Raw genomic sequence first — 21,633 nt, forward strand, 5'->3', positions numbered from 1 at the left:
AGTCCTGAGGCGGGCGGCCCGGGTCGTCGGTCGCAGCGCACACGTCCCGGCGCGCGGGTCTCGGCGCACAAGCCCCCTACGCCCGTGCGCCGTTGCCGCCCCTCGGCTTCAACGCACCCGACTTCAACGAGCCCTTGGGCAGCGACAGTTTGATCTCCTCACGCAGATCGTGGATCTTCGGATAGCTGGAGTACTGCCCCGTCAGCCGGTACATCTCGCGGAGCCGGTCCCAGGTGCGATGGGACGAGTTCGACCCCATCGACGTCAGGGCCAGGCGCGCGTACCGGTCGGCCTGTTCGGGGTCGTCGGCGAGGAAGCAGGCGGAGGCGAGCGAGAGATGGTCGAAGATCTTCGACCGGTCCCGGCCCTTCTCCCGGAGCGCCAGGGCCTCCTTGGCGTGGCGCTGCGCGACGGCCGCCGCGGCCGGGTCGTGCTCCGCCAGCGTCCGGTACGCCAGGGCCTGCATGCCGTGCATGTCCGCCTCGTCGAAGAGCTGCATCCAGCTCGGCGGCGGCACGTCACCCTTGTCCGAGACGAAGAGGTCCTCCGCCTCGCCCAGGGTGCGCCGCATGGCCTGGCCCTTGCCCAGTGACGCCTGTGCCCAGGCCTCGATGGTGTAGAGCATGGCCCGCGTACGCGGCAGGACCTCGTCGCCTGATCCCGACTTGGCGAGATGCATGAGGTCGAGCGCGTCGTCGGGCCGGCCCAGGTGCACCATCTGACGGGCCGCCCGGGAGAGGGCCTCGCCCGCACGGGGCCGGTCACCGCCTTCCCGGGCCGCGTGCGCGGCGATGATGAAGTACTTCTGAGCCGTGGGCTCCAGGCCGACGTCGTGCGACATCCAGCCCGCGAGCACGGCGAGATTGGCGGCGACGCCCCACAGGCGCCGCTGCAGATGGTCGGGGTGCCGGTAGGAGAGCATGCCTCCCACTTCGTTGAGCTGTCCTACGACAGCCTTTCTCTGCAGGCCGCCACCGCGGGCCGCGTCCCAGGCCCGGAACACCTCGACCGAGCGCTCCAGTTCCTCGATCTCCTGCGACCCGATGGGGGCGGCCTCGTAGCGGTCGAACCCGGCGGGGTCGGCGTGCAGGGGATCGTCGGTTTCAGGGGCGTCGGCCACCAGGGCCGGATCGGTGTGCAGCCACTCGTGCATGGAGCTGCTGATTGCGGATCCTGCGGCGAGCGCGGCGCCCGCGCCCACCAAGCCGCGTCGGTTGAGCATGAGGTCCATTCCCGTGAATTCGGTGAGGACCGCGGCAGTCCGCTCGGGCGCCCACGGCACACCGTCGGGATGTTCAGCACTCCCGCCGCTTGGCCGTTTCCCCGTGCGCCCGTGCCGGACCAGACCGAGATCCTCGATGGTCACGACACGGCCGAGACGCTCGGTGAACAGTGCTGCCAGCACCCGTGGCACCGGATCGCGCGGGATCTCTCCCGTGTCGATCCACCGCCGTACCCGTGAGGTGTCCGTCGCCAGCTGGGGGTGGCCCATGGCCGCCGCCTGCCGGTTGACCAGCCTCGCGAGTTCGCCCTTGGACCAGCCGGCCAGGCCGAACAGGTCCGACAGTCGGGTGTTGGGTTGTCCGCTCACGTCAAGCCCCCAGGTTCTCGGCTGAGTTGACAGTAACCGTCTGTCAGTTGCTGAGCGACTATTCGCCAGGGTTCGCCAGGGCACGCCAGATGGTGTGCCAGTGGGCGCCGGGTGTCAGGTAGGAACGCGCCACCCCGACCCGGTCACCGAGGGACATTCCCCAGGGTGTACCGGCGCGACCGGGGCGGGTAGCGCGGCAACTCGCCGGCACACGAAGGGATCTGTCTCGCCCATGTACACAGCATCGTCCTCCGTGTCCGCCCCACCCCGGTCGCTGCACGCCCGCCCGGTCGGCGGCGGCCCCTACCTCGACCCCGCGCGTCCCGCGGCGGCTCCCGTACTCGGTGCCGGCCGGACGCGGCGCATTCCGGGGCTCGGGACGCCACCGCTCAGCGGGAGACTCGACTTGTCCGGCCCCCAGGGCGCCCAGCTCCGTACGGCGATCGCGTCGGTGCACCGGATCTGCCCGGAGTTCGCTCCGGTGCAGGTGCTGCGCCGCAGCGGACGCTCCGTGCTCCTTGTCGGTACGACAGGGCGCAGCACCGCCGTGGCCAAGTGTTTACTGGACCACTCCCCCGTGTGGACCGAGCGCATCCGGCACGAGATAGCGGCATACCGCTCCTTCGTGCGGCACCGGCCGCCGGTGCGGGTGCCCCGGCTGATCGCGGCGGACCCGGACAACTGCACCCTGGTCATCGAGCGGATGCCGGGACGGGTGGCGGCGCTGAACCGGCATCCGGTGGAGGCCCCGCCCCGCGCGGACATCAGGGCGGCGCTCGGCGCGATCTGCCGGCTGAACGCGTGGCGGCCACCGGCGGGGACGTTCGACGCCCCGCTGGACTACGCGGCACGGATCTCCCGGTATCACGAGCTGGGACTGCTCACCGACCGGGACATGGGTGACCTGCAGAAACTGGTGCACGGCATCGCACACTCGGCCGGCCGCCAGGGCATGGGCCAGTTCTGTCACGGCGATTCCCTCCTGTCGAACATGCTCCTCTCACCGGCCGGTCCAGTGCTGGTGGACTGGGAGCACGCGGGTTGGTATCTGCCGGGCTACGACCTGGCGACGCTCTGGGCGGTCCTCGGGGAGGCGCCCGTCGCCCGCCGGCAGATCAGCCAGCTGGCCCAGTCGGCGGGACCCGCGGCGCGTGACGCGTTCCTGGTCAATCTGATGCTCGTCCTGACCAGGGAGATCCGTACGTACGAGACGGCCGTGCAGCGGTCGATGCAGGAGGCGACTCCGGCGGCACCGGGACCGGCCCACCCGGGCGCCGCGCCGTCAGGTGAGGAACAGCGGCTGCTGCTGAGGCGGCTGCACGACGACTGCCAGATGGCCCGCAAGGCCGTTCGCGCGGCGGTCGGTACTCGCTGACGGGGACGAAGGCCCGCGGTACGCCCAGGGACAGGGCGCACCGCGGGCCTTCTTCGTGTCCGCCGCCTCCTCCTGTGCCTCTGTCGCGGCCTTTTCATCAGAGGTCCACTCCACTGACGCCTCGCAGGCCGGGTCGCCACCGCACCGAAATCGGTGAACCACCCACCGCTGACGTGGGAAATCGTCAGCCTCTGGGAATGATTGACGGATCGTCGGAGAGCCGGTACCACTGACGCACACCCGCCCCCGTACGCACCGTCACGCCCGATCGTCCCAGGAGGCCAGCTTTGCGAGGATCCCCCACCGACCCCAGCCCTTCCGCCCGGCACAGACGTGCCCGCCGGACCGCGGGTGCCGTCGCCTCGGCCGCACTGCTGCTGCCCCTGCTCGGCGCGGCCCCGTACGACGGCGTCGGCGACGGCGGCCGGACGTCCGCGTCCTCCGCGCAGCCGTCCTCGCTGCCCTCCGCGCGTCTGCAGAATGCTTTCGCCATGGCCGCCGACGCGTACGACGTACCGCAGAGCGTGCTCCTGGCCGTCTCGTATCTGCAGTCCCGGTGGGACGCGCACGAGGGGGCTCCGAGCGTGACGGGCGGCTACGGCCCGATGCATCTGACCGACGCCCGCACGGCGATCGCCCGGACCGTGGCACCGCACCACAGCGACGATACGGAGGACGCGCGGGGCGACGACTCGCGCGGCCCCCGCCTGCCCGACACGCAGGATCCGGACACGCGGGTGCCGGAGAACGCCGAGCTTCCGGCACGCCTCAAGACGCTGGCGAAGGCCGCCGAGCTGAGCGGCATTCCCGCGGAGCGGCTGCGTTCGGACGCCGCCGCGAACGTGGCGGGCGGTGCCGCGCTGCTGGCGGCGGCCCAGAAGCAGCTCGGCGGGCCGCTCACCGACGACGCGGCCGACTGGTACGGGGCGGTGGCGCGCTACTCGGGTGCCGACGACACGGCGACGGCGGCGACGTACGCCGATGACGTCTTCGACGTCATCCGTCGCGGCGAGGAGCGCACGACGGACGCGGGGCAGCGGATCACGCTCGCCGCGCAGCCGCGGTTGCGCCCGGCGACGGCCCAGTTGAAGGCGGCGGGGCTGCGGGCACCGGCCGCGGGCACCACCGAGTGTCCGTCGACGGTGTCCTGCGAGTGGATTCCGGCACCGTACGAGGAGTTCGGGGACGGCGACTACGGCAACCACGACCTGGGCGACCGGCCGACGTCCCAGAGCATCAAGTACATCGTCGTCCACGACACCGAGGGCGCCTGGGACGGCGTCCTCAACCTGGTGCAGGACCCGACCTATGTGTCGTGGCAGTACACCCTGCGCTCCACCGACGGGCACATCGCCCAGCATGTGAAGGCCAAGGACGTGGCCTGGCACGCGGGCAACTGGTACATCAACGCCAAGTCGATCGGCCTGGAGCACGAGGGGTTCCTGACCGCGCCCGACACCTGGTACACGGAGGCGATGTACCGGTCGTCGGCGCGTCTGGTGACGTACCTCGCCAAGAAGTACGGCATCCCGCTGGACCGCCAGCACATCCTCGGCCACGACACCGTGCCCGGTACGACGACCGCGACCATCCCGGGGATGCACACGGACCCGGGCCCGTACTGGGACTGGCAGCACTACTTCGCGCTGCTCGGCAAGCCGCTGCGCGCCACGGCCGGGCCGAAGGGCGGGCTGGTGACCGTCGCGCCGAAGTTCGCCGCGAACAAGCCGGTGTTCACCGGCTGCGTCACGGCGGGTCAGCCCTGTGCCGTCCACGGATCGAGCGCCGTACGCCTCTACACCGAGCCGCGCGAGGACGCCCCGCTGATCAAGGACATCGGTCTGCGGCCCGGCGGCGGCGACTCCACCACCGATGTGAACGACCTCGGTTCGCGGGTCTCCACCGGTCAGCGGTACGCGGTCGCCGGGCGCGACGGCGACTGGACCGCGATCTGGTACCTCGGCCAGAAGGCCTGGTTCAAGAACCCGGCGAAGCAGCCGACGGCGGTGAACGCGACCGGTGCCGTCATCACCCCGAAGGCCGGGCTGACCGACATCCCGGTGTACGGGCGCGCGTACCCGGAGAAGGAGGCGTACCCGGCGGGTGTGCCCGTCCAGACGGTCTCGCCGCTGCCGTACAAACTGCTCGCGGGACAGAAGTACGCGGTCGGTGACAAGGTGCCGGGCGAGTACTTCTACGCGCCGACCTTCGACACGACACCGCACCGGGTGGTGCGGGGGACGGACATGTACTACGAGATCCAGTTCGGGCACCGGGTGGCGTTCGTGCGCGCCGCCGATGTGCGGGTGACGCCGTCCGCGTGACCGGAAGGGCGGGCTGCGCCGGGCCTCAGGACTCGATCCGGCGCAACCGCTCGGCGTCGCAGGTGCGCGGGCAGGTGGCGCAGGCCTCGGCGGGGCGGATCGTGTAGTAGAGGCAGCACCCCATCCGGGTACGGGTCGGGTGCTGCCGGCCGTCGGCGCCGGTGAGGTGGCGGAAGTCCGCCCCGCCGGGGAAGGGTGTGACGGCGGAGGGCAGCAGCGCGGTGGCGGCCCGTACGGAGTCGGGTTCCCGGCCGAGCATGCGGCCGAGGTACCAGATGCCGGAGACGAGGTCGTCGGTGACCAGGCCCCACAGCGCGCGCGGGCCGCGCCGGACGTAGGGGCCGATCGCGGTGAGCAGCGGCTCCATGTGGTCGGCGACGGCGACCCTCAACTCCGCTCGCAGCGCCTCCTCGTGCGGGACCGTGAGGACCCCGGGGAGAGAGCCTGCCGAGTCCTCCGGCAGACAGGCCAGGTCGGATCCGGGGGTGATCTCGAACGTGCCGGACGACAGATCGATCCGCACGTCCTCGGGGCGGACACGCGGCACCCGGCCGGTGAGGTACCAGACGCCGCTCATCAGCAGGCCGACCGACCACGCGTAGTCGTGCAGGGCGCGGGAGGCGGCGACATCGCGGCGCGGGACGTGGTCGTGGCGTTCCCGGATGCGGGAGTCCTCGGCCGTCAGGAACGACTCAAGGGCCTCCTGATTTTTCGTCAACTCCGCGCCGCTCAGGCCCGTTCGGGTGAAGTCCGCCGCCGGGTCCGCCACGCGCACCGTCAACGCCGGGCACACCCGGGCCAGTTGCCGATACGTGTCGGAGAGCAGGCCGGACACGGTCGTGGGCGCACCGGTCGACACGGTCTCCAGGGCCACGGTCATCGGTACTCCTGTGCATGGGGGAAAGCAAGAAAAGCAGGTAAGCCTTACCTTAGTATAGAGATCACTCACAGCAGTGCGTGACGACACCCCCTGAGCAACGATCAAGGGAGGCGCACGTCACAGCACCTCCATGGCCGGTCGAGAAACAGAACATGCCTCACCTGAATTCACTTAATGTGACTGCGACCGGACAGGCCGCGCCTGCGCGGGCAGAGCGCTGCCCCACCACGCCCCACCGGCGCCGGCCGCTCGTCCTCACCCGCCCACCCACGAGCGGAAGTTGTTCCCCCGCGTGCGTATGTACCTGCTTGCCCGCAACCCCACCGACTCCGTCACGGAGGGGTTTCTGCCCGCCGCCGCACGGCTCGGCCTCGACGTGACCGTCCTCACCGACCAGCCGGACGCCCATCGTCGCGTGTATCCGGAGAGGGAGATCGTGGAGTGCGACGTCCGCGACTTCCGTTCCGTCGTCACCCGTGTCTCGACGCTCGGCCGTCCCGACGCGATCTTCTCCAACAGCGACCATCTGCAGACCCAGACCGCGCTGGCCGCCGACTACTTCGGGCTGCCGGGCAAGGACTGGCGGGCCGCCCTGCGCACCAAGGACAAGGCGGAGATGCGACGCCGTCTCGCGTCCGCCGGCGTGGACACGGTGTGGTCGGCGGAGGTCACCGAGGACACGGACGTGGCCGCTCTCGACGTGCCGTACCCGTGTGTGGTCAAGCCGCGTGAGGGTGTGGCCAGCGAGGACGTCGTACGGGTCGAGGGCCGCGAGGAACTGGTGGCCCGCTGCGCGGAGATCCGCGCCCGCCGCCCCGGGGCCGCCCTGGTCGTCGAGGAGTATCTGCCCGGTGAGCTGTACACCCTGGAGACACTCGGGGACGGCCGCGTCCGCCATGTCCTGGGCGGCTTCCACACCGTGCTGTCCCCGCCGCCGTACTTCATCGAGGAGCGGCTGACCTTCGTCGCGGCCCGTCCCGGGACGGTCGTCGCCCAGGTACTGGCCCAACTCGACGCTCTCGGCGTCGGTTTCGGCGCCTGCCACACCGAGTTCGTGGTGCACGAGGGCCGGGCGAGGATCATCGAGGTCAACTACCGCGCCATAGGCGACCAGTGCGATCTGCTGCTCGCCCACCTGCTGGAGATTCCGCTCTTCGAGCACATCCTGCGTACGCATCTGGGTGAGCCCCTGCCCGTCTCGCTCGGCGCGCGCAACGACGGCGTGGCCCGGCTGGACTACCCGTGCGCGCAGAGCGCGGGAACACTGACGGCGGCTCCGGCCGCGACCGATCTGCACGCCGACGGGGTGCGGTTGACCTACCGGCCGCTCCGCGAGATCGGTGAGCGGCACGAGGTGTACCGCACCAACCGCGACTTCCTCGGCGTGGTGAGGGCCACCGGAACCGTCCAGGAGGACGTGGACAGGGCGGTGGCCGGGTTCCTGGCCGGTCAGCGGTGGGAGATCCGGCCGTGACCGGTTCCGAGGGCGCGCTGGTGATCCGGGTGCTCGGCGCCCTGCTGCGCGAGGACGTCGTCGGCCTGCGCTCGATGGGCAGCCTCGTGCACCGGCCGGACGGCGCCTGGCTGCGACGGGACGCCGGCGAGGGGCAGTCCCTTCTGCTGCCGGTCGCCGAGGACGGGTTCCAGTGCGAGTACGCGGCCCGACTGCCGCAGCTCGTAAGGGAGTTCGGCGGACACGAGAAATCCGTGTCCTACGAGACGTGCGACACGGTCCTCGCCGCCCTGCGCGATCTCGCTCATCCCCTCGACCGGGACGGATTCGACGCGTTCGCCGAGGAGTGCCGCCAGACGCTGGTCACGATGCGGCTGCACGCGGCGGTCCGCGAGGAGGTGTCCAGCGGACTGACGGACACGCATGGGCCGGCGCCCGCCCGTTGGTCGGGGATGTCCGGAGGGCTGGCGTACGACACCCTCGCCGCCCATCTGGACCATCCCGTCTACCCCACCGCACGCGGCCGCTCCGGATTGGACGAGCGGCACCTCCGCGCGTACGCACCGGAGTTCGCCCCCCGCTTCGCTCTGCGCTGGCTCGCGCTGCCGCAGGACGCCGTCGCGGTCACCGGAACGTTTCCGGAGGGCTGGCCATCCCCCGCGCGGCTCGGGCTGCCGGGGCTCGACGGCACGCATGTGGCCCTGCCCGTACACCCGTTGACCGTCGGGCCCGCGCTGGAGGGGGCCCTGCGTGCCACCGGGCTGGCGGACCGGGCCGTGCTCGCCGACCGCGCCCACCTCGACGTCGTCCCGACCCTGTCGATGCGTACCGTGGCCCTGTCCGCGCAACCGCTCCTGCACGTCAAACTCCCCCTGGAAATCGCCACCTTGGGGCTGCGCAACCGGCGGACCATCAAGCCCGGCACACTCCTCGACGGGGCCGCGGGACAGCGTCTGATCGAGCAGATCATCGACCGCGAACCGCGCTTCCGGAGCACGATCCTGCACGCCGACGAGACCGTGTACGCGCATGCCGGGCACGAACTGCTCGCCGCGCTGTTCCGGCGGCACCCCGACGGCCTCCAGGACTCCGTCGTCGTACCCATGGCCGCGCTCCTGGCCGAGGCGCCCGGCGGACGACTGGTCGTCGACCATCTTGCCGACCGCTTCTACGCCGGTGACGTCCTCGGGCTGCTGGACGCGTGCCTGACCCTGCTCTTCGACTGGCAGACCACCCTGTTCGGGTACGGGATCGCCCTTGAGTCGCACCAGCAGAACATCTCGCTGGTGCTGGACCGGCAGGACGACGGCCGTACCCGGCTGCGACTGCTGTTGAAGGACAACGACGGGCCGCGCATCAACGGCACGCGGCTGAGCGAACGGCTGGGGGCCGCGGCGCCGGGACCCGCGGACTTCGCCGACACCAGGACCTTCACCGAGGGCGACCGGCCGGTCGTCGACCTGTTCACCACGATCACGGTCCATCTGTGCGCGGGCGCCTACGCCTTCGGGCTGGCGCGGCACGGTCGAGCACCCCTGCCGGTGCTGCTGCGGCTCGTGCGCGACCGGCTCGCCGAGGCGATCGAACGGCTCGGTACGGGAGCGGGCGAACCCGGTGCCGTGCTGCGGGCCCGGGTCCTGGACGCGCCGCGCCTGCCGGTCAAGGCGATGGTCACCGCCGGAACACTCCTCAGCAAGGAACGCTCGGGCGCGGCGGACATCAACAAGCACTACACCAGCGGGCCCAACTACCTGCGACACGTCGGAACTTCGGCATGAGCGCCGGGGCGAGGCACGGTCGGCCCCCTCCCCGGCCGACACTCCGAACTTTCCACGCACGACCGTTCTTCGCTCTCTTCGCACTTGCTGGAGCCGCACATGCCCCCGCTGACCGACTCGCTCGGTAGCACCTCCGTCGCCACCCCCCGCCGCACTCCCGGCCCCGCACCACAGACCCACCTCCCCTCCGCCGACGACGTCGTGGCGCACACCCTCCTCAACTGCCTGCTGCGCGAGGTGTCGGCCCCCGAGCACCAGACCGCCGTCACCGACCGCCACCTGCTGCTGCGGCTGCCCCGCCGCGGTGTGCTGCTGCGGGTCGCGCTGCGCCGTACGTCGATGCTCGGCGCGCACCGCTTCACCGGACCGGTGAGTGAGCGGACGGCTGACGGCGACTGGAGCGAGATCAGCTGGCGGCGGCTGGCGGAACACACACAGGACGAGCTGTCCCTGCGGACCGGTGTACGCAACGAGGAGTTCCTGGAGCAGATCGACTCCAGCCACCGGAGCATCGCCGCGTCCTTCGCCGTACGGACCCGGGCCCGTCGCCTACAGCGCGGGACCGGTCCGGCGGCGGACGCGCCCGTAGCCGCCTACCTCGCCTCCGAGCAGTCACTGCTGTTCGGGCACCGCTTCCACCCCACGCCCAAGGCCCGCACAGGGGACGCGGACTCCTGGCCCGCCTACGCGCCCGAGGCCGGTGCGGCCTTCCCGCTGCGCCACCTCGCCGTGCGCGACCACCTGATCGCCGAGGAGTCCGCGGAGCCCGGCGCCCTCGCCGCGCTCGACCGGCTGTCCGCACCCGGCTCCCTCCCCGAGGGGTACCGGCTGCTGCCCGCGCACCCCTGGCAGTACGAGATGCTGCGCGAGCACCCGATGCTGCGCGCGGCTCTCGGACGCGGGGACATCCTCGACCTCGGAAAGGCCGGCCGGCCCTTCGCCGCCACCGCCTCCGTCCGGACCCTGTACGACGGCGAGTCTTTCCTGAAGTTCAGCCTGAACATCAGGATCACCAACTGCCTTCGCAAGAACGCCAGTTACGAGCTGTCCGGCGCCGTCGCGCTCACCCGGGTACTGGGCCCGGTCCTGGCCGACCTGGCCGAACGCTTCCCCGGCAGCGCGGTGCTCCGCGAGCCCGCCTACCGCAGCCTCGCCCTGCCGGGACCCGACGGCACACCGGACCGCGACCTGCTCGAAGGCTTCGGCGTCATCGTCCGTGAGGGCCTGGCCCACCGGCTCCTGCCCGGCACCACCCCCCTGCTCGCGGCGGCCGTGGCGGACGAGTACCCCACGAGCCCCGCGCACATCTCCCGGCTCCTCGACGGGGCCGGGCCGCGGGCCGCACTCGACTGGTGGGCGGCCTACCTCAGGCTCCTCGTGCCGCCCGTGCTCGCCGCCTACTTCGACCACGGCCTCGTACTGGAACCCCATCTGCAGAATGTGCTGATCTGCGTCGACGGCGACGGCATGCCCGCCCAGGTCCTCTTCCGCGACCTGGAGGGCACCAAGCTCGTGCCGGAGCGGCACGCCGAGACCCTCGCCTCGCTGCCGCCCGAGGTCGCGGGCCCGATGACGTACGACGCGCAGCGCGGCTGGGACCGGGTCGTCTACTGCCTGCTCGTGAACCACGTCGCCGAGCTGCTCGCGGCCGTCGCCGATCTGCATCCCCGTGCCGAGGCCGCGTTGTGGGCCGAGGTCCGCGGCGCCCTGCGGACGTACGCCGACCGCTACGGCTGTCCACCGCCGCTGGCCGCGCTGCTCGCGGGAGTGCCCCTGCCCGCCAAGACGAACCTCCTGACCCGCTGGGCACGCCAGGCCGACCGCGAGGCCGGATACGTCCGTCTGCCCTCGCCCCTCGGCGAGCCGATCACCGCCGCTACCGCCACCGGGGGCACCCGATGACTGATCCCACCGATGCCGTACGGGACCGGGTGCTCTCCCTGTCCTCCGGTGAACTTCCCGCGTACATCTACGATTTGGCGGCGCTGCGCGCGCACGTGGCTGCCGTGCGAGCCTGTCTGCCCGAGCGCGTCGAGCTGTACTACGCGGCGAAGGCCAACCCGGAGCCGGAGATCCTGGCCGCACTGAGTGCGTACGTGGACGGGTACGAGGTCGCTTCGGGCGGCGAACTCGCCCATGTCGCCGAGGCGGTGCCGGGCCGCCCGCTGGCCTTCGGCGGCCCCGGCAAGACTCCCGCCGAGATCGTGGCCGCGTTGGAGCTGGGCGTGGAGCGCTTCCATGTGGAGAGCGAGTACGAGCTGCACATGCTGGCCGAACTGGCCCGGCAGGTGCGCCCCGACGGCCGGGTGGGCGTGCTGCCGCGCTTCAACCTCCCCTTGGCGGCGGGCTCGTTGGCGGCGAGTTCCCTCGCCATGGGCGGGCGCCCCTCACCCTTCGGCCTGGACCCGGCCCAGGCGGACACGGTGATGGGTCTGCTCACCGACGGCACGTATCCGCAGCTCGAACTCATGGGTGTGCACGCCCATCTGGCGAGCGGGCTCCGGGCTCCGGAGCAGCTCGCGATGGCCGAGTCCATCGTGGACTGGGCCGTTCGGCTGGCGGAGCGGCACGGGGTGCGGCTGGCGGAGGTGAACGTCGGCGGGGGCATGACGGTCGACTACGCGGCCCCCGACGAGCGCTTCGACTGGGCCGCGTACGGGACGGGTCTCTCCCGACTTCTCGCGCCGCACGGTGATCTGACGTTGCGTATCGAACCCGGGCGGGCGCTGACGGCGTACTGCGGCTGGTACGTGACCGAGGTGCTGGACGTGAAGCCGAGCCACGGCGAGGAGTTCGCCGTGGTGCGCGGCGGCACACATCACCTGCGCACGCCGGCGACCAAGGGGCACGACCAGCCCTGCACCCTGCTCGGGGTGGAGGACTGGCCGCATCCGTGGGCCCGGCCGATCGCGCGAGGCGAACTCGTCACACTCACCGGCCAGTTGTGCACTCCGAAGGACGTCCTGGCCAGGAACGTCCCCGCTCCGGAGCTGCGTGCGGGCGATCGTGTGGCGTTCGGGCTGGCGGGGGCCTACGCGTGGAACATCTCCCACCACGACTTCCTCATGCACCCGCGCCCCGGTTTCCACTTCCTCGGCGGGCCGGGCCGGGTACCCCGCCGATAGCGGGTTCTTCACTTGCCGGGCTGTGCGCCCCAGATGTAGGTCCGGCCCGCGATGGCCTTGAACGTGGTCTCGCCGGCCGGCACCAGCTCGCTGCGGACGGTGAGGCGTCGCGTGCGGGCGGCGGTCAGGGTGACGCGGGTCGCGCGGCCGTCGGCCCAGGCGATGTCGACGGTGGCGCCCCCGCGGGCGCGCAGCCCGCGGACCGAGCCGTCCCGCCAGGCGGCGGGCAGCGCGGGAAGAATCTCGATGACGTCGTACTGGCTCTGCAGCAGCATCTCGACGACTCCGGACGTCGCCCCGAAGTTGCCGTCGATCTGGAACGGCGGATGCGTGTCCCAAAGGTTCGGCAGGGTCGAGGACTTGAGCTGTTCGGCGAGCATCTTGTGCGCGTGGTCGCCGTCGCGCAGCCGTGCCCAGAAGTTGATCTTCCAGGCCTTGGACCAGCCGGTGCCGCCGTCCCCACGTGCGGTGAGCGAGACTTTCGCGGCGTCGGCCCATGCGCTGCCGGGCTCGATCCGCCGGCCGGGGTGCAGCGCGTAGAGGTGGGAGACGTGCCGGTGGTCGTCCTTCGGGTCGTCCAGGTCCGCCTTCCACTCCTGGAGCTGGCCCCAGGAGCCGATCCGCAGGCCGGGGTCCAGGTCGGCGAGGGTCTTCTCCAGTTCCGCGCGGAACGCGGGGCTGTCGCCCAGGGTGCGGGCGGCCTCAAGGGTGTTGGTGAGCAGGTCGTGCACGATCTGCTGGGACATGGCCGCGCCCGCGGTGAAGTCGCCGTGCTCGGGCGAGTAGCTGGGCGTGACGACGAGGGTGCCGTCGCGCGGATCGGTGCGCAGGTTGTCGAGCCAGAACTCGGCGGCCTCCTTCATCACCGGGTACGCGGTCGAGCGCAGATACTCCACGGATCCACCGAACCGGTAGTGCTCGTACAGCTGTTGGGTCAGCCAGGCGGCAGCCTCGGGGAACCAGAAGGCGGTGGCCCAGTCGTGCACGCCGGTGAAGCCGTAGGGGTTGGTCTCGTTGTGCACGACCCAGCCCCGCGAGCCGAACATCTCCTTCGCCGTACGGCGTCCGGGTGCGCGCAGCGCCTCGACGAAGCGGTCGTAGGGCGCCGTGGTCTCGGCGAGGTTCGCCGCCTCGGCGGGCCAGTAGTTCATCTGGAGGTTGATGTTGACGTGGTAGTCGGCCGACCAGGGCGGTGACGTGCTGTTGTTCCAGAGCCCCTGGAGGTTGGCGGGCAGTGAACCGGGGCGCGAGGAGGCGATCAGGAGGTAGCGGCCGTACTGGAAGTAGAGCGCTTCCAGGGCGCGGTCCGTGGCCGTGGTGCCGCCGGTGTAGTGCGCCAGCAGCTGGTCCGTCGGGATGTCGGGGACCTCGGCGCGTACGTCCAGCGCCACGCGGCCGAACAGGGCTCGGTGGTCCCGTGCGTGACGGTCGATCAGCGACTCGTAGCTTGTGCTGCCCGCCCTGTCGACGGCCCGGGTGACGGCCGCGTGCGGGTCCTCGCCCCGGTAGGCGGGGTACGTGTCGGCGTAGTCCGTACCGGCGGCGAGCACGAACCAGGCGCTGTCGGCGCCCGCCACGGTCAGGGTGCCGTCGGGGTTCGCGGTGACGGTGCCGCCCTTGCCGCTCACGCGGACGCGGAGCTGTACCTCGAAGCGCAGCCCGTTGTCGGCCAGGGCGCCGCGCACCGTCAGCCGGCCGCCGGCCGCGGTGGCGACGGAGGTGACGGTGAAGTCGTCGCGGGGTGAGGTGTGGCGCAGGGTGAAGGCGACGCTGCCCGGCCGGTCCGCGCTCAGCCGTCCCGCGATCACCCCGTCGGGGTACGAGGCGAAGAACTCCCGCCGGTGGCGTACCTCTTGGTGGGTGTACACGACGGTCGCCACGGCGTCGGCGATGTCGAGTGCGCGTCGGTACGTGTCCGGGGGCGTCGCCGGTGCGTCCGGCACGTCGAGGTGGAGGTCGCCGAGGGTCTGGTGGGCGCCGTACCCGGTCTTCGGCTGGCCGAGTTCGTCGGCCACGGCCTCGGGGTCGAGGCGCGTCCCGGCGTCGATGCGGTCCTGCACCGCGCTGATCGCGCCGGGGCGGGCGTCGCGCCAGTTGCCGTGGTCGTACCCCTGGACCGAGCCGGGGCCGCCGGTCCAGAGGGTCTTCTCGTTGAGCTGCAGTCGCTCGAAGGCGAGCGTCCCGAAGACCGTGGCACCGAGGGCGCCGTTGCCGATGGGGAGCGCCTCACGCTCCCAGTCGTCGGCCGGGGCGGTGTACCAGAGCGACGAAAGCCCGGGTGCCGGTGGTGGCGCCACCGCCGACACATCCGATGTATCCGGCGCTTCCGCGGCCATCACTTCGGCGGAGCCGAGAGCCCCGGAACCCAGGGCGACACCGGCCGCGCCGCCAACTGCGGTTCTAAGTGTGGCTCTTCGGGAGAGTTCATGGGTCGCCGGACGGGTCGGCTGCACATCGTGTGGTTCAGGTGACTGAAACGACATGACCCCTGACGCTAGAGGTCCGATCACCCGAGCGGCAAGGGTCATGACAAAGACGGGGGACGGCGGAGAGGCGGCTCACCGCCGGAGACTTGAGGAGGTTCAGCCCTGCTGGAACAGCTCCGCGGGCAGCGGCTTCAGAAGCGCGTACAGATCGTCGGTGATGGGACGGTCCCAGGCGGCGATCGTCACGAGGACCTTGTCGCTGCGGTCGAACTGCACACAGGAGATACGCGTCTCGGAGAGCTTGAGGCGCCGCACGATGAGGAGGTTGTCACCCTGCATGACCGGCATGTCCTCGGCGCCGGTGACGACGACCTCTTCGTCGTTCTCCAGTGCCTGCAGCAGCTGGGCCACCTCGAAGGGGACCTCTCCCTCGGCGACCTCCCGGGCCGGTGAGCCCTCCGGCAGATTGCCGATGATCATCGCCGGACCGCGCCCGCCGAACAGGTCGTAACGCAGGAACACACCCTGGCAGCTGCCATCGGGGGCGGGCAGCAGGCCCGCGCCGAGATTGCCCGGCCAGTCGCCCGGATCCATGGCCAGAACGTCGAAGTCTGGCCCGGCGGGAGTGGCGCTGCGGCGGCGGAGGAAGGACATGCCGCAATGGTACGTGCATCGGAGGGCGTACGGCCGTGGGGTCGGCGGCCACCGACCCCGGAGACCGGTCAGCGGCCCCCGGCGCCGCCCCGGGCCCCGGGGCTCTCCCTTCTCGCCGTCGCCAACGCCGCTCCCAGCCCCGTCCGCTCCGTTCCCACCTTCCGGTACACCGCCGACAGCAGCCGTACCACCGCCGTCTCCTCCGTGCGGAGCTGCTCGGCGATGGTCGCCGTGGTGAGACCCCGCGCGGCCAGTTCCGCGACCGCGCACTCCCGGGCGGTGAGCGCGTCCGTCTCGGCGCTGCGCAGACGGCGGGGCCGCAGCCCGGCGGCCTCCAGTTCGTCGCGCGCCGCCCCGGCCAGCCCGTCGGCGCCGCACTGCACGGCCGTGTCGAGCCCCCGGTAGAGGTGCTCGGCGGCCTCCCCGGGACGGCTGCTGCGGCGCAGCTCCGCGCCGAGGGCGACCAGCGCGCAGGCCAGTTCGTACGCCGCCGGGGAACGCTCCAAATGGTCGACGGACTCTTCGAGGAGGTTGACGCGGGCCAGGCCCGAGGAGACGTCGGCCGCCGCGCGCAGCGCCTGGCCGACCGCCGACGGCGCTCCGTACAGCCGGGCCCGCCGCACCGCGTCGGCCGCCGTGGCCACGGCCCGCTCCGGAGCGTCGTGGCTCTCGGCGCGGGCCAGGTGCAGCTGCCACGGGCACCAGGCGGGGTTGCGCATGCCGCGCGGATCGAGGCGGCGCCCGGCCGCCGCGAGTTCGGCGGCGGCATCCTTCGCCAGACCCCTGGCCAGCAGCAGCTCGCCGTGCACGGTCTGGGCGTCGGGGAAGACGACGGCGGCGGGGAACGGTGCCTGGAAGGCGTGGTCCTCGGCGAGCCGCGTGGCCTCGGTGAGCCGGCCGCGGGCGAGCAGGACCTCGACGAGGATACCGACCGCGTACCAGTGGGCCGGGGTGCCGGGGCCGACCCGTTCGGCGAGCCTGAGCCCCGCCCGGACGAAGTCCTCGGCCTCGGCGAGCCGGCCGCGGCGGAAGCGTACGTACGCGAGCAGGGTGTAGCCGAAGGAGAGGTGGGCGCCGTGCCAGCCCTGCCGTTCGAAGTCGGCGATCCCGGCGGCGAACAGTTCCTCGGTGCGCCCCGGCCGGTCGGCGTACATGAAGGTGAGGGCGACGAGGACGGGTACCTCGAAGCCGCGGTCGGCCTCGGCCCAGCCGAAGCCGCCGGCCAGGGCGCGCTCCGCGTGGTGGACCGCGATGTGGGCGGGTTCGCCGCGCAGGGTGGCGTCCCAGGCGCGCAGGCCGATCACATAGCGCTCGGTGAGGTCGCGGCCGGTGAGGCGGTCGGCGAGCCGGGCCAGCCGTCGGGAGCGGGCCGGCGATTCGGGTTCGTCGGCCCGGAAGGCGTCCCACATGAACTGCTCGGACTGCATCCGCAGCCGTACGCGTACGTCGCCGGTCACCTTGATCTCGCGGGCGAGGGTGTCGGAGGCTTCGCCGAGCCGGTCGCTGTGGGCGAGGACCTGGGAGAGCCGGTAGACGATGTTGTGGCGCAGCCCGGGGTCGTCGATCGGCTCTTCGAGGGCGGCCCGCAGATGGTTGACGGTGGTCGCCGGTTCGGTGAGCAGGGAGGCGCAGCCGAGTTCGTAGAGGACGGCGGCGCGTTCCGCGAGGGGCGGGGGTTCGCGCAGGGCGCGGGCCAGGTGGCGGCGCGCGGCGTCGGGTGCTCCGGCGCGCAGGGTCTCGCGGGCGGCGGCCCGCAGTTGCTGGACGACCCAGGTGTCGCCGTCGGGGTGGGTCTCCATGAGGTGGCGGGCGGCGGCGGACGGGCCGAGCCCCGCGTCGATGACGCACCAGGCGGCCTGTCCGTGCAGGGCGACCCGGAAGCTGCCGGGGATGGCCCGGTAGACGGCGGTGGCGATGAGCGGGTGGACGAATTCGAGAGTGCCCTCGCCCGTCCCGGCGCCGGTGAGGATACGGGCGTCGCGCAGGGCGTCCGCCGCGTCGGCCGCCTCCTCTGAGCCGAGGCCCGCCACGGCCGCCGCGAGCGTCGGGGAGATCTCGGTGCCGAGGAGGGCGCAGGCCCAGGCGAAGCGGACGGTGGAGGTGCCGAGGCGTTCGAGACGGGCGACGAGTCCGCTGCCCTTGACGGCGGCGGCCAGGTCGCGCAGGAGGTGCGCGCCCGGTTCGGTCGGGGCGAGGCCGCGGTCGCGTACCTTCGCGGTGAGTTCGACGGTCTCGAACGGGTTGCCCGCGGTGACGGCCCAGCACTCGCGGCAGAACGCGTCGTCGGCCCGCGTGCCGAGGCTCTCGCGCACCAGACGGGCGACGGCGTCGGCGCTGAGCGGTTCCAGGTCGAGGGGGCGCCCGCCCGCGCGGCCCGGCAGACCTCTGAACGCCTCGGCGTGGTCCGGGAGTTCGTCGGGGCGGTAGGCGACGACGAGGAGCAGGGGCAGTTGTTCGGCGCGGGGCGCGAACGCGGCGAGCCACTGCAGTGACTCCGGGTCGGCCCAGTGCGCGTCGTCGAGGACGAGCACCATCGGGGCGCGGCGCACGGCGAGATGGGTGAGGACCCAGTCGAGTCCGTCACGCAGGCCCTGCTGGTCGGGCGGTGAGCCCTCAGTGGTCGCGCACAGGCCGAGCGCGGGTCCGACGATGGCGTACCAACTCCCCAGCGTGGTACGGAGTTCGGCCTCCGGGACGCCCGCCAGCTGGGGTTGGAGGAGCTGGCGTGCGACGTGGAAGGCGACGCGCTGTTCCTGGTCGCCGCCTCGTGCGGACAGGACCGTGCAGCTCCTGGCCTCGGCGCGCCTGCGTACTTCGGCGAGGAGGCTCGTCTTGCCGATTCCGGCACGTCCGGCGAAGGCCAGCAGTCCGCCCCGGAGCCGGTCGGGCGGCTCGGCGCCGTCCCTGAGAGGAGCGGTGTCCCCGGGAGGAACGGTGTTGTCGGGAGGGGCGGTGTTGTGGGGAGGGGCGGTGTGGGGAGAGATTGCGTCCTGCTGCGGCGCGGCTGTTCGGTGGGGCCCGGCGCCGGGCGGGTGGGTGCGGTGGGTCCCGGGGGTGTCCGTGCGGACGCTTGTGGCGGTCGCGCGGAGCCCGAGAGGGTCCGCGCCGAGTTCGAAGGTACCCGTGCGCAGCCCGGTGACCTCGCCCAACGCCTCGTCCACCGCGGCGAGTTCCAGCTCGCGTTCGAAGAGCGTTCTGCCGCTCCGCATGCCCTGCCGCCCCATGACGCACCCCCTGCCACGGTGGTGCGGCCGACGCGGGGAGACGGTGCACACCGTGGCTTACAGGCACCTCAGCGTACGCCGGGGGCGGGTGCCGCGGGCCCGTCCGAGGGTTACCGACCGGAGCGTTCGGCCAGCCGTTCGAGCAGGGCCACGGCCTCGCCGGCCCGCTCGTGCGGGACGAAGAGGTGGTCGTGGTGGAAGCCCGCGACGACGTTGCAGCTCAGACCCTCTTCGGCGAGGGCCTGGGCGACGGCGGCCGTGAGTCCGACGGCGTCCAGCGCCGAGTGGATGCGCAGAGTGATCCATCCGGCCACATAGTCGTAGGGCAGGCGTGCCGTGTCGGCGTCCTCCTGTGCGACGACGAGGGTGAGGCCCTCGTCCTCGACGACGGTGACGACGGGTGAGAGACCGGGGGGTGCCGTGCTGCCGGGGACGGTGGTGAAGACGTAGCGGCCGGGGTGCAGGGCGGGTTCCATACCGCTCAGCAGCCGTCCTAGATCACGTTCCGCGCCCGTTGCACCGCTCGCTCCACCGCTTGCTCCGCTCATGCCAGGAGGTTATGCCGTCTTCTTGTGCCGCTCGTGGTGCCGGGCGACACGGGCACGGTTTCCGCACGAGGGCTTGCACCACTCCTGGCGCGGGTGGTCCTTGAGGAAGTAGCGCACACAGCGCGGGGCATGGCAGGCGCGCAACCGCTGCCGGTCGGGACTCGCGAGAAAGGCGATGGCTGCGCGGGCCAGGGCCGACGCGAGGGCCGAACCGTCGTGCGCGGGCACCTGACGTTCCAGGGGTTCGTGGCGTACGAACGGTTCTTGGCGTACGACGGATTCCTGGCGCACGAACGGTTCCTGGCGTACGACGGGTTCGGCGCCCTCTGTCCACGAGAGCACCGGGACGGTCGGGACCAGGGCGGCGCGGGCGTTGAGCAGTTCGACGGCGTCCCGCATCGGGATCAGCCGGCCCGCGTCGGCCGGGCTCGGCTCATCGGGGCGCACGGCGTGGGCGAACAGGGCGCGCACGGCGGCGCGCACCTCGCGGACTGCGGCCAGCGCGGCGTCGTCGGCCCTAAATTCGGCGGACCCGATCCCTTTGATTCCGGCGGGCCCGGCCGACCCGGCGGTCTCCGTGGGCTCGGTGGCGCCGGATCCGGGCGCGACGGTCGTCACTGTCGTCACGGGCGAAACCGCCTCCGGATGCTCGGCCACCCACGCCGTGAGGCCCCGCGCGGTGGCGAGATCGTCGGCCACTCCGCCCCGGCCGTCGTGGCGGACGGTCAGGGCGAGGTCCAGGGCGAGCCGTGCGTCCGCGCTGAGCGAGTCGGTCATGGCCTAATGATACGGGCCGCCACAACCATTAAATCCCGGATACCGTGACGCCGGTCCTCGGGCCTGTTCAGCTCTCCGCCGCCTCCGCCGCTTCAGCCACTTCCGTCCCCTCCGGCGGAATCACCGCCACCGGGCCCGCCGCGTGCAGCAGGACCGCCTGTGTGACCGAGCCCATCATGCGGGCGGGTGCGAGCAGGCGTCGGCGATGGCGGCCCACCACCACGAGGTCCGCTCCCCGGGAGGCCGCGACGAGTTGGCCCGCCGCGTCACCGGGCAGTACGTACAGATCGACGCCGACCCCGGGGTGCCGCTCGGCGTGCGGTGCGACGAAGCCCGCGGTCAGGGTCCTCGTCTCGGACTCGATGGCGTCCTCGTCGACGACCGGCGGCGGTACGAGGTCGCCCGACTGCACCGGCCAGGGGAACACGGCGAGCACCTGGAGGCGGGCCTCGCGCCGCGCGGCCTCGGCGAACGCGAACGCGAGGGCCTCGTTGTTCGGGCTGTCCACGTGCAGTCCGACGACCACACGCGGCCCTGGGGTGACGAGTTCGGAGTCGTGCACCTCCCGTCCGGGCCTGGGGACCACCACGACGGGGCACTCCGCGTCGCGCGCGGCGGCCGTGCCGTTCGAGCCGAGGAGCAGGCTCGCGAAACCGCCCCGGCCTCGGGAGCCGAACACCATCAGCTGCGCGTCGGAGCCCAGGCCGGGCAGCAGACCGGCGGGGGCGCCGTCCAGCGCCAGGTACTCCGTGACCGGCGCGTCCTCGCCCAGGCCCTTGAGCCGGTCGCGGACCAGGTCGAGCACCTGATCGGTGTCCGGTTCGGGCTGGACGGCGGCGAGCGTCTCCGGCCGCAGCAGGAGGGGCCCGTACTCCCGCACATGGACCACGCGCAGGGGCGCCTCGCGTCGGCGGGCCGCGTCGAGGGCCCAGTCGAGGGCGCGCAGGCTGTCGTCCGATCCGTCGACCGCAGCGATGACGGGCAGGGTGTTCATGGGATTCTCGCCTCCGGAACGTCTTCTTCCGCTTCCTGCGGCCAGCCTCGCTCAGGCAGGACCCCAGGAAGGGGTCGAAGATCGCGTGTCCGGAAAAAGGGGCGGGAAACTCCCGCTCTTCGGGCGGGATCGGATCTCGCACGAGGTCGGATCCCGGCCGAGGCCGGATCTCAGGTGAGGTCGAACTCCCCCTCCCGCGCCCCCGACACGAACGCGCCCCACTCCGCGGGCGTGAAGATCAAGGACGGGCTTTCCGGGCGGCCGCTGTTGCGCATCGCGATGAAACCCTCGACAAAGGCGATCTGGACATCCCCCTGCCCACGGCTGCTCGAATGCCAGTCGGCGCTGCTGAGGTCAAGCTCCGGCTTGTCCCAGCCCGCGAGCGGGTGCTGCTGGATGGTGCTCTCGGCCACGTCCGTGCTCCTCCCGGTTCGTCGTCCGCGGCCAGCCTAGCTTTCGGCACCTGCCGCGCACAGGCCACGTA

Annotated in this window: 15 protein-coding genes; 6 read left to right on the forward strand and 9 right to left on the reverse strand. The window is 72.2% G+C overall.

The genetic code is table 11. From position 1 onward, the window contains the following. Nucleotides 1-76: 76 nt before the first annotated feature. Nucleotides 77-1,591: a hypothetical protein gene (locus tag ACFVH5_RS08755; RefSeq protein WP_385832831.1), complete on the reverse strand. Its 1,515-nt coding sequence runs from the start codon at nt 1,589-1,591 to the stop codon at nt 77-79. A 232-nt stretch (nt 1,592-1,823) separates the two neighbouring features. Here ACFVH5_RS08755 and ACFVH5_RS08760 point away from each other — a divergent pair, with 232 nt between their 5' ends. Beyond that, nucleotides 1,824-2,966: an aminoglycoside phosphotransferase family protein gene (locus ACFVH5_RS08760; protein ID WP_385832832.1), complete on the forward strand. Its 1,143-nt coding sequence runs from the start codon at nt 1,824-1,826 to the stop codon at nt 2,964-2,966. A gap of 287 nt (nt 2,967-3,253) precedes the next feature. Next, on the forward strand, nt 3,254-5,290 hold the full coding sequence (locus ACFVH5_RS08765; RefSeq protein WP_385832833.1) for an N-acetylmuramoyl-L-alanine amidase: 2,037 nt from the start codon (nt 3,254-3,256) through the stop codon (nt 5,288-5,290). 25 nt (nt 5,291-5,315) lie between these two features. Here the strand turns inward: ACFVH5_RS08765 and ACFVH5_RS08770 are convergent, their stop codons facing one another. Next, entirely contained in the window at nt 5,316-6,170 is an 855-nt protein-coding gene (locus ACFVH5_RS08770; protein WP_385832834.1) for a (2Fe-2S)-binding protein, read from the reverse strand. A gap of 292 nt (nt 6,171-6,462) precedes the next feature. Here ACFVH5_RS08770 and ACFVH5_RS08775 point away from each other — a divergent pair, with 292 nt between their 5' ends. The 4 genes from ACFVH5_RS08775 to ACFVH5_RS08790 all read left to right on the forward strand — a co-directional run bounded on the left by ACFVH5_RS08775 (nt 6,463) and on the right by ACFVH5_RS08790 (nt 12,526). Beyond that, entirely contained in the window at nt 6,463-7,644 is a 1,182-nt protein-coding gene (locus ACFVH5_RS08775) for an acetyl-CoA carboxylase biotin carboxylase subunit family protein (RefSeq protein WP_385832836.1), read from the forward strand. Next, nucleotides 7,641-9,401, forward strand: a complete 1,761-nt coding sequence (locus ACFVH5_RS08780) for an IucA/IucC family protein (RefSeq protein WP_385832837.1) — start codon at nt 7,641-7,643, stop codon at nt 9,399-9,401. Before ACFVH5_RS08775 ends, ACFVH5_RS08780 begins: the two co-directional genes overlap by 4 nt. A 99-nt stretch (nt 9,402-9,500) precedes the next feature. Continuing rightward, on the forward strand, nt 9,501-11,303 hold the full coding sequence (locus ACFVH5_RS08785; RefSeq protein WP_385832838.1) for an IucA/IucC family protein: 1,803 nt from the start codon (nt 9,501-9,503) through the stop codon (nt 11,301-11,303). Further along, on the forward strand, nt 11,300-12,526 hold the full coding sequence (locus ACFVH5_RS08790; protein WP_385832839.1) for a type III PLP-dependent enzyme: 1,227 nt from the start codon (nt 11,300-11,302) through the stop codon (nt 12,524-12,526). The genes ACFVH5_RS08785 and ACFVH5_RS08790 overlap by 4 nt, the downstream gene beginning before the upstream one ends. An 8-nt stretch (nt 12,527-12,534) precedes the next feature. Here ACFVH5_RS08790 and ACFVH5_RS08795 read toward each other — a convergent pair whose 3' ends face one another. The 7 genes from ACFVH5_RS08795 to ACFVH5_RS08825 form a co-directional block, all read right to left on the reverse strand. Then, on the reverse strand, nt 12,535-15,009 hold the full coding sequence (locus ACFVH5_RS08795; RefSeq protein WP_385832840.1) for a glycoside hydrolase N-terminal domain-containing protein: 2,475 nt from the start codon (nt 15,007-15,009) through the stop codon (nt 12,535-12,537). Between the two features lie 99 nt (nt 15,010-15,108). Next, nucleotides 15,109-15,606: a hypothetical protein gene (locus tag ACFVH5_RS08800; RefSeq protein WP_107019075.1), complete on the reverse strand. Its 498-nt coding sequence runs from the start codon at nt 15,604-15,606 to the stop codon at nt 15,109-15,111. Between the two features lie 68 nt (nt 15,607-15,674). Continuing rightward, nucleotides 15,675-18,815 (reverse strand): ATP-binding protein, encoded by a 3,141-nt coding sequence (locus tag ACFVH5_RS08805; protein ID WP_385832841.1) that lies wholly within the window; start codon nt 18,813-18,815, stop codon nt 15,675-15,677. Between the two features lie 125 nt (nt 18,816-18,940). Beyond that, a complete protein-coding gene (locus ACFVH5_RS08810) occupies nt 18,941-19,378 on the reverse strand; it encodes an ACT domain-containing protein (protein ID WP_385832842.1) in 438 nt (145 codons plus the stop codon). A 9-nt stretch (nt 19,379-19,387) separates the two neighbouring features. Continuing rightward, complete coding sequence (locus ACFVH5_RS08815) at nt 19,388-20,155, reverse strand: CGNR zinc finger domain-containing protein (protein WP_385832843.1); 768 nt, start codon at nt 20,153-20,155, stop codon at nt 19,388-19,390. A gap of 67 nt (nt 20,156-20,222) precedes the next feature. Continuing rightward, entirely contained in the window at nt 20,223-21,149 is a 927-nt protein-coding gene (locus tag ACFVH5_RS08820; protein WP_385832844.1) for a universal stress protein, read from the reverse strand. A gap of 170 nt (nt 21,150-21,319) precedes the next feature. Next, nucleotides 21,320-21,562 carry a DUF397 domain-containing protein gene (locus tag ACFVH5_RS08825; RefSeq protein ID WP_055617755.1) on the reverse strand — a complete coding sequence of 81 codons (243 nt, stop codon included), beginning with the start codon at nt 21,560-21,562 and terminating at the stop codon, nt 21,320-21,322. Nucleotides 21,563-21,633: the final 71 nt, after the last annotated feature.

Source organism: Streptomyces sp. NPDC127119, from assembly GCF_042677425.1.
Taxonomy (GTDB): Bacteria; Actinomycetota; Actinomycetes; order Streptomycetales; family Streptomycetaceae; genus Streptomyces.

Excerpts from the sequence above, each read along its gene's own strand:
- ACFVH5_RS08760 (WP_385832832.1), top strand. The coding sequence starts at position 1,824 with ATGTACACAGCATCGTCCTCCGTGTCCGCCCCACCCCGGTCGCTGCAC.
- ACFVH5_RS08770 (WP_385832834.1), bottom strand. The coding sequence starts at position 6,170 with ATGACCGTGGCCCTGGAGACCGTGTCGACCGGTGCGCCCACGACCGTG.
- ACFVH5_RS08785 (WP_385832838.1), top strand. The coding sequence starts at position 9,501 with ATGCCCCCGCTGACCGACTCGCTCGGTAGCACCTCCGTCGCCACCCCC.
- ACFVH5_RS08790 (WP_385832839.1), top strand. The coding sequence starts at position 11,300 with ATGACTGATCCCACCGATGCCGTACGGGACCGGGTGCTCTCCCTGTCC.
- ACFVH5_RS08795 (WP_385832840.1), bottom strand. The coding sequence starts at position 15,009 with ATGTCGTTTCAGTCACCTGAACCACACGATGTGCAGCCGACCCGTCCG.
- ACFVH5_RS08800 (WP_107019075.1), bottom strand. The coding sequence starts at position 15,606 with ATGTCCTTCCTCCGCCGCCGCAGCGCCACTCCCGCCGGGCCAGACTTC.
- ACFVH5_RS08805 (WP_385832841.1), bottom strand. The coding sequence starts at position 18,815 with ATGCGGAGCGGCAGAACGCTCTTCGAACGCGAGCTGGAACTCGCCGCG.
- ACFVH5_RS08810 (WP_385832842.1), bottom strand. The coding sequence starts at position 19,378 with ATGAGCGGAGCAAGCGGTGGAGCGAGCGGTGCAACGGGCGCGGAACGT.
- ACFVH5_RS08815 (WP_385832843.1), bottom strand. The coding sequence starts at position 20,155 with ATGACCGACTCGCTCAGCGCGGACGCACGGCTCGCCCTGGACCTCGCC.
- ACFVH5_RS08820 (WP_385832844.1), bottom strand. The coding sequence starts at position 21,149 with ATGAACACCCTGCCCGTCATCGCTGCGGTCGACGGATCGGACGACAGC.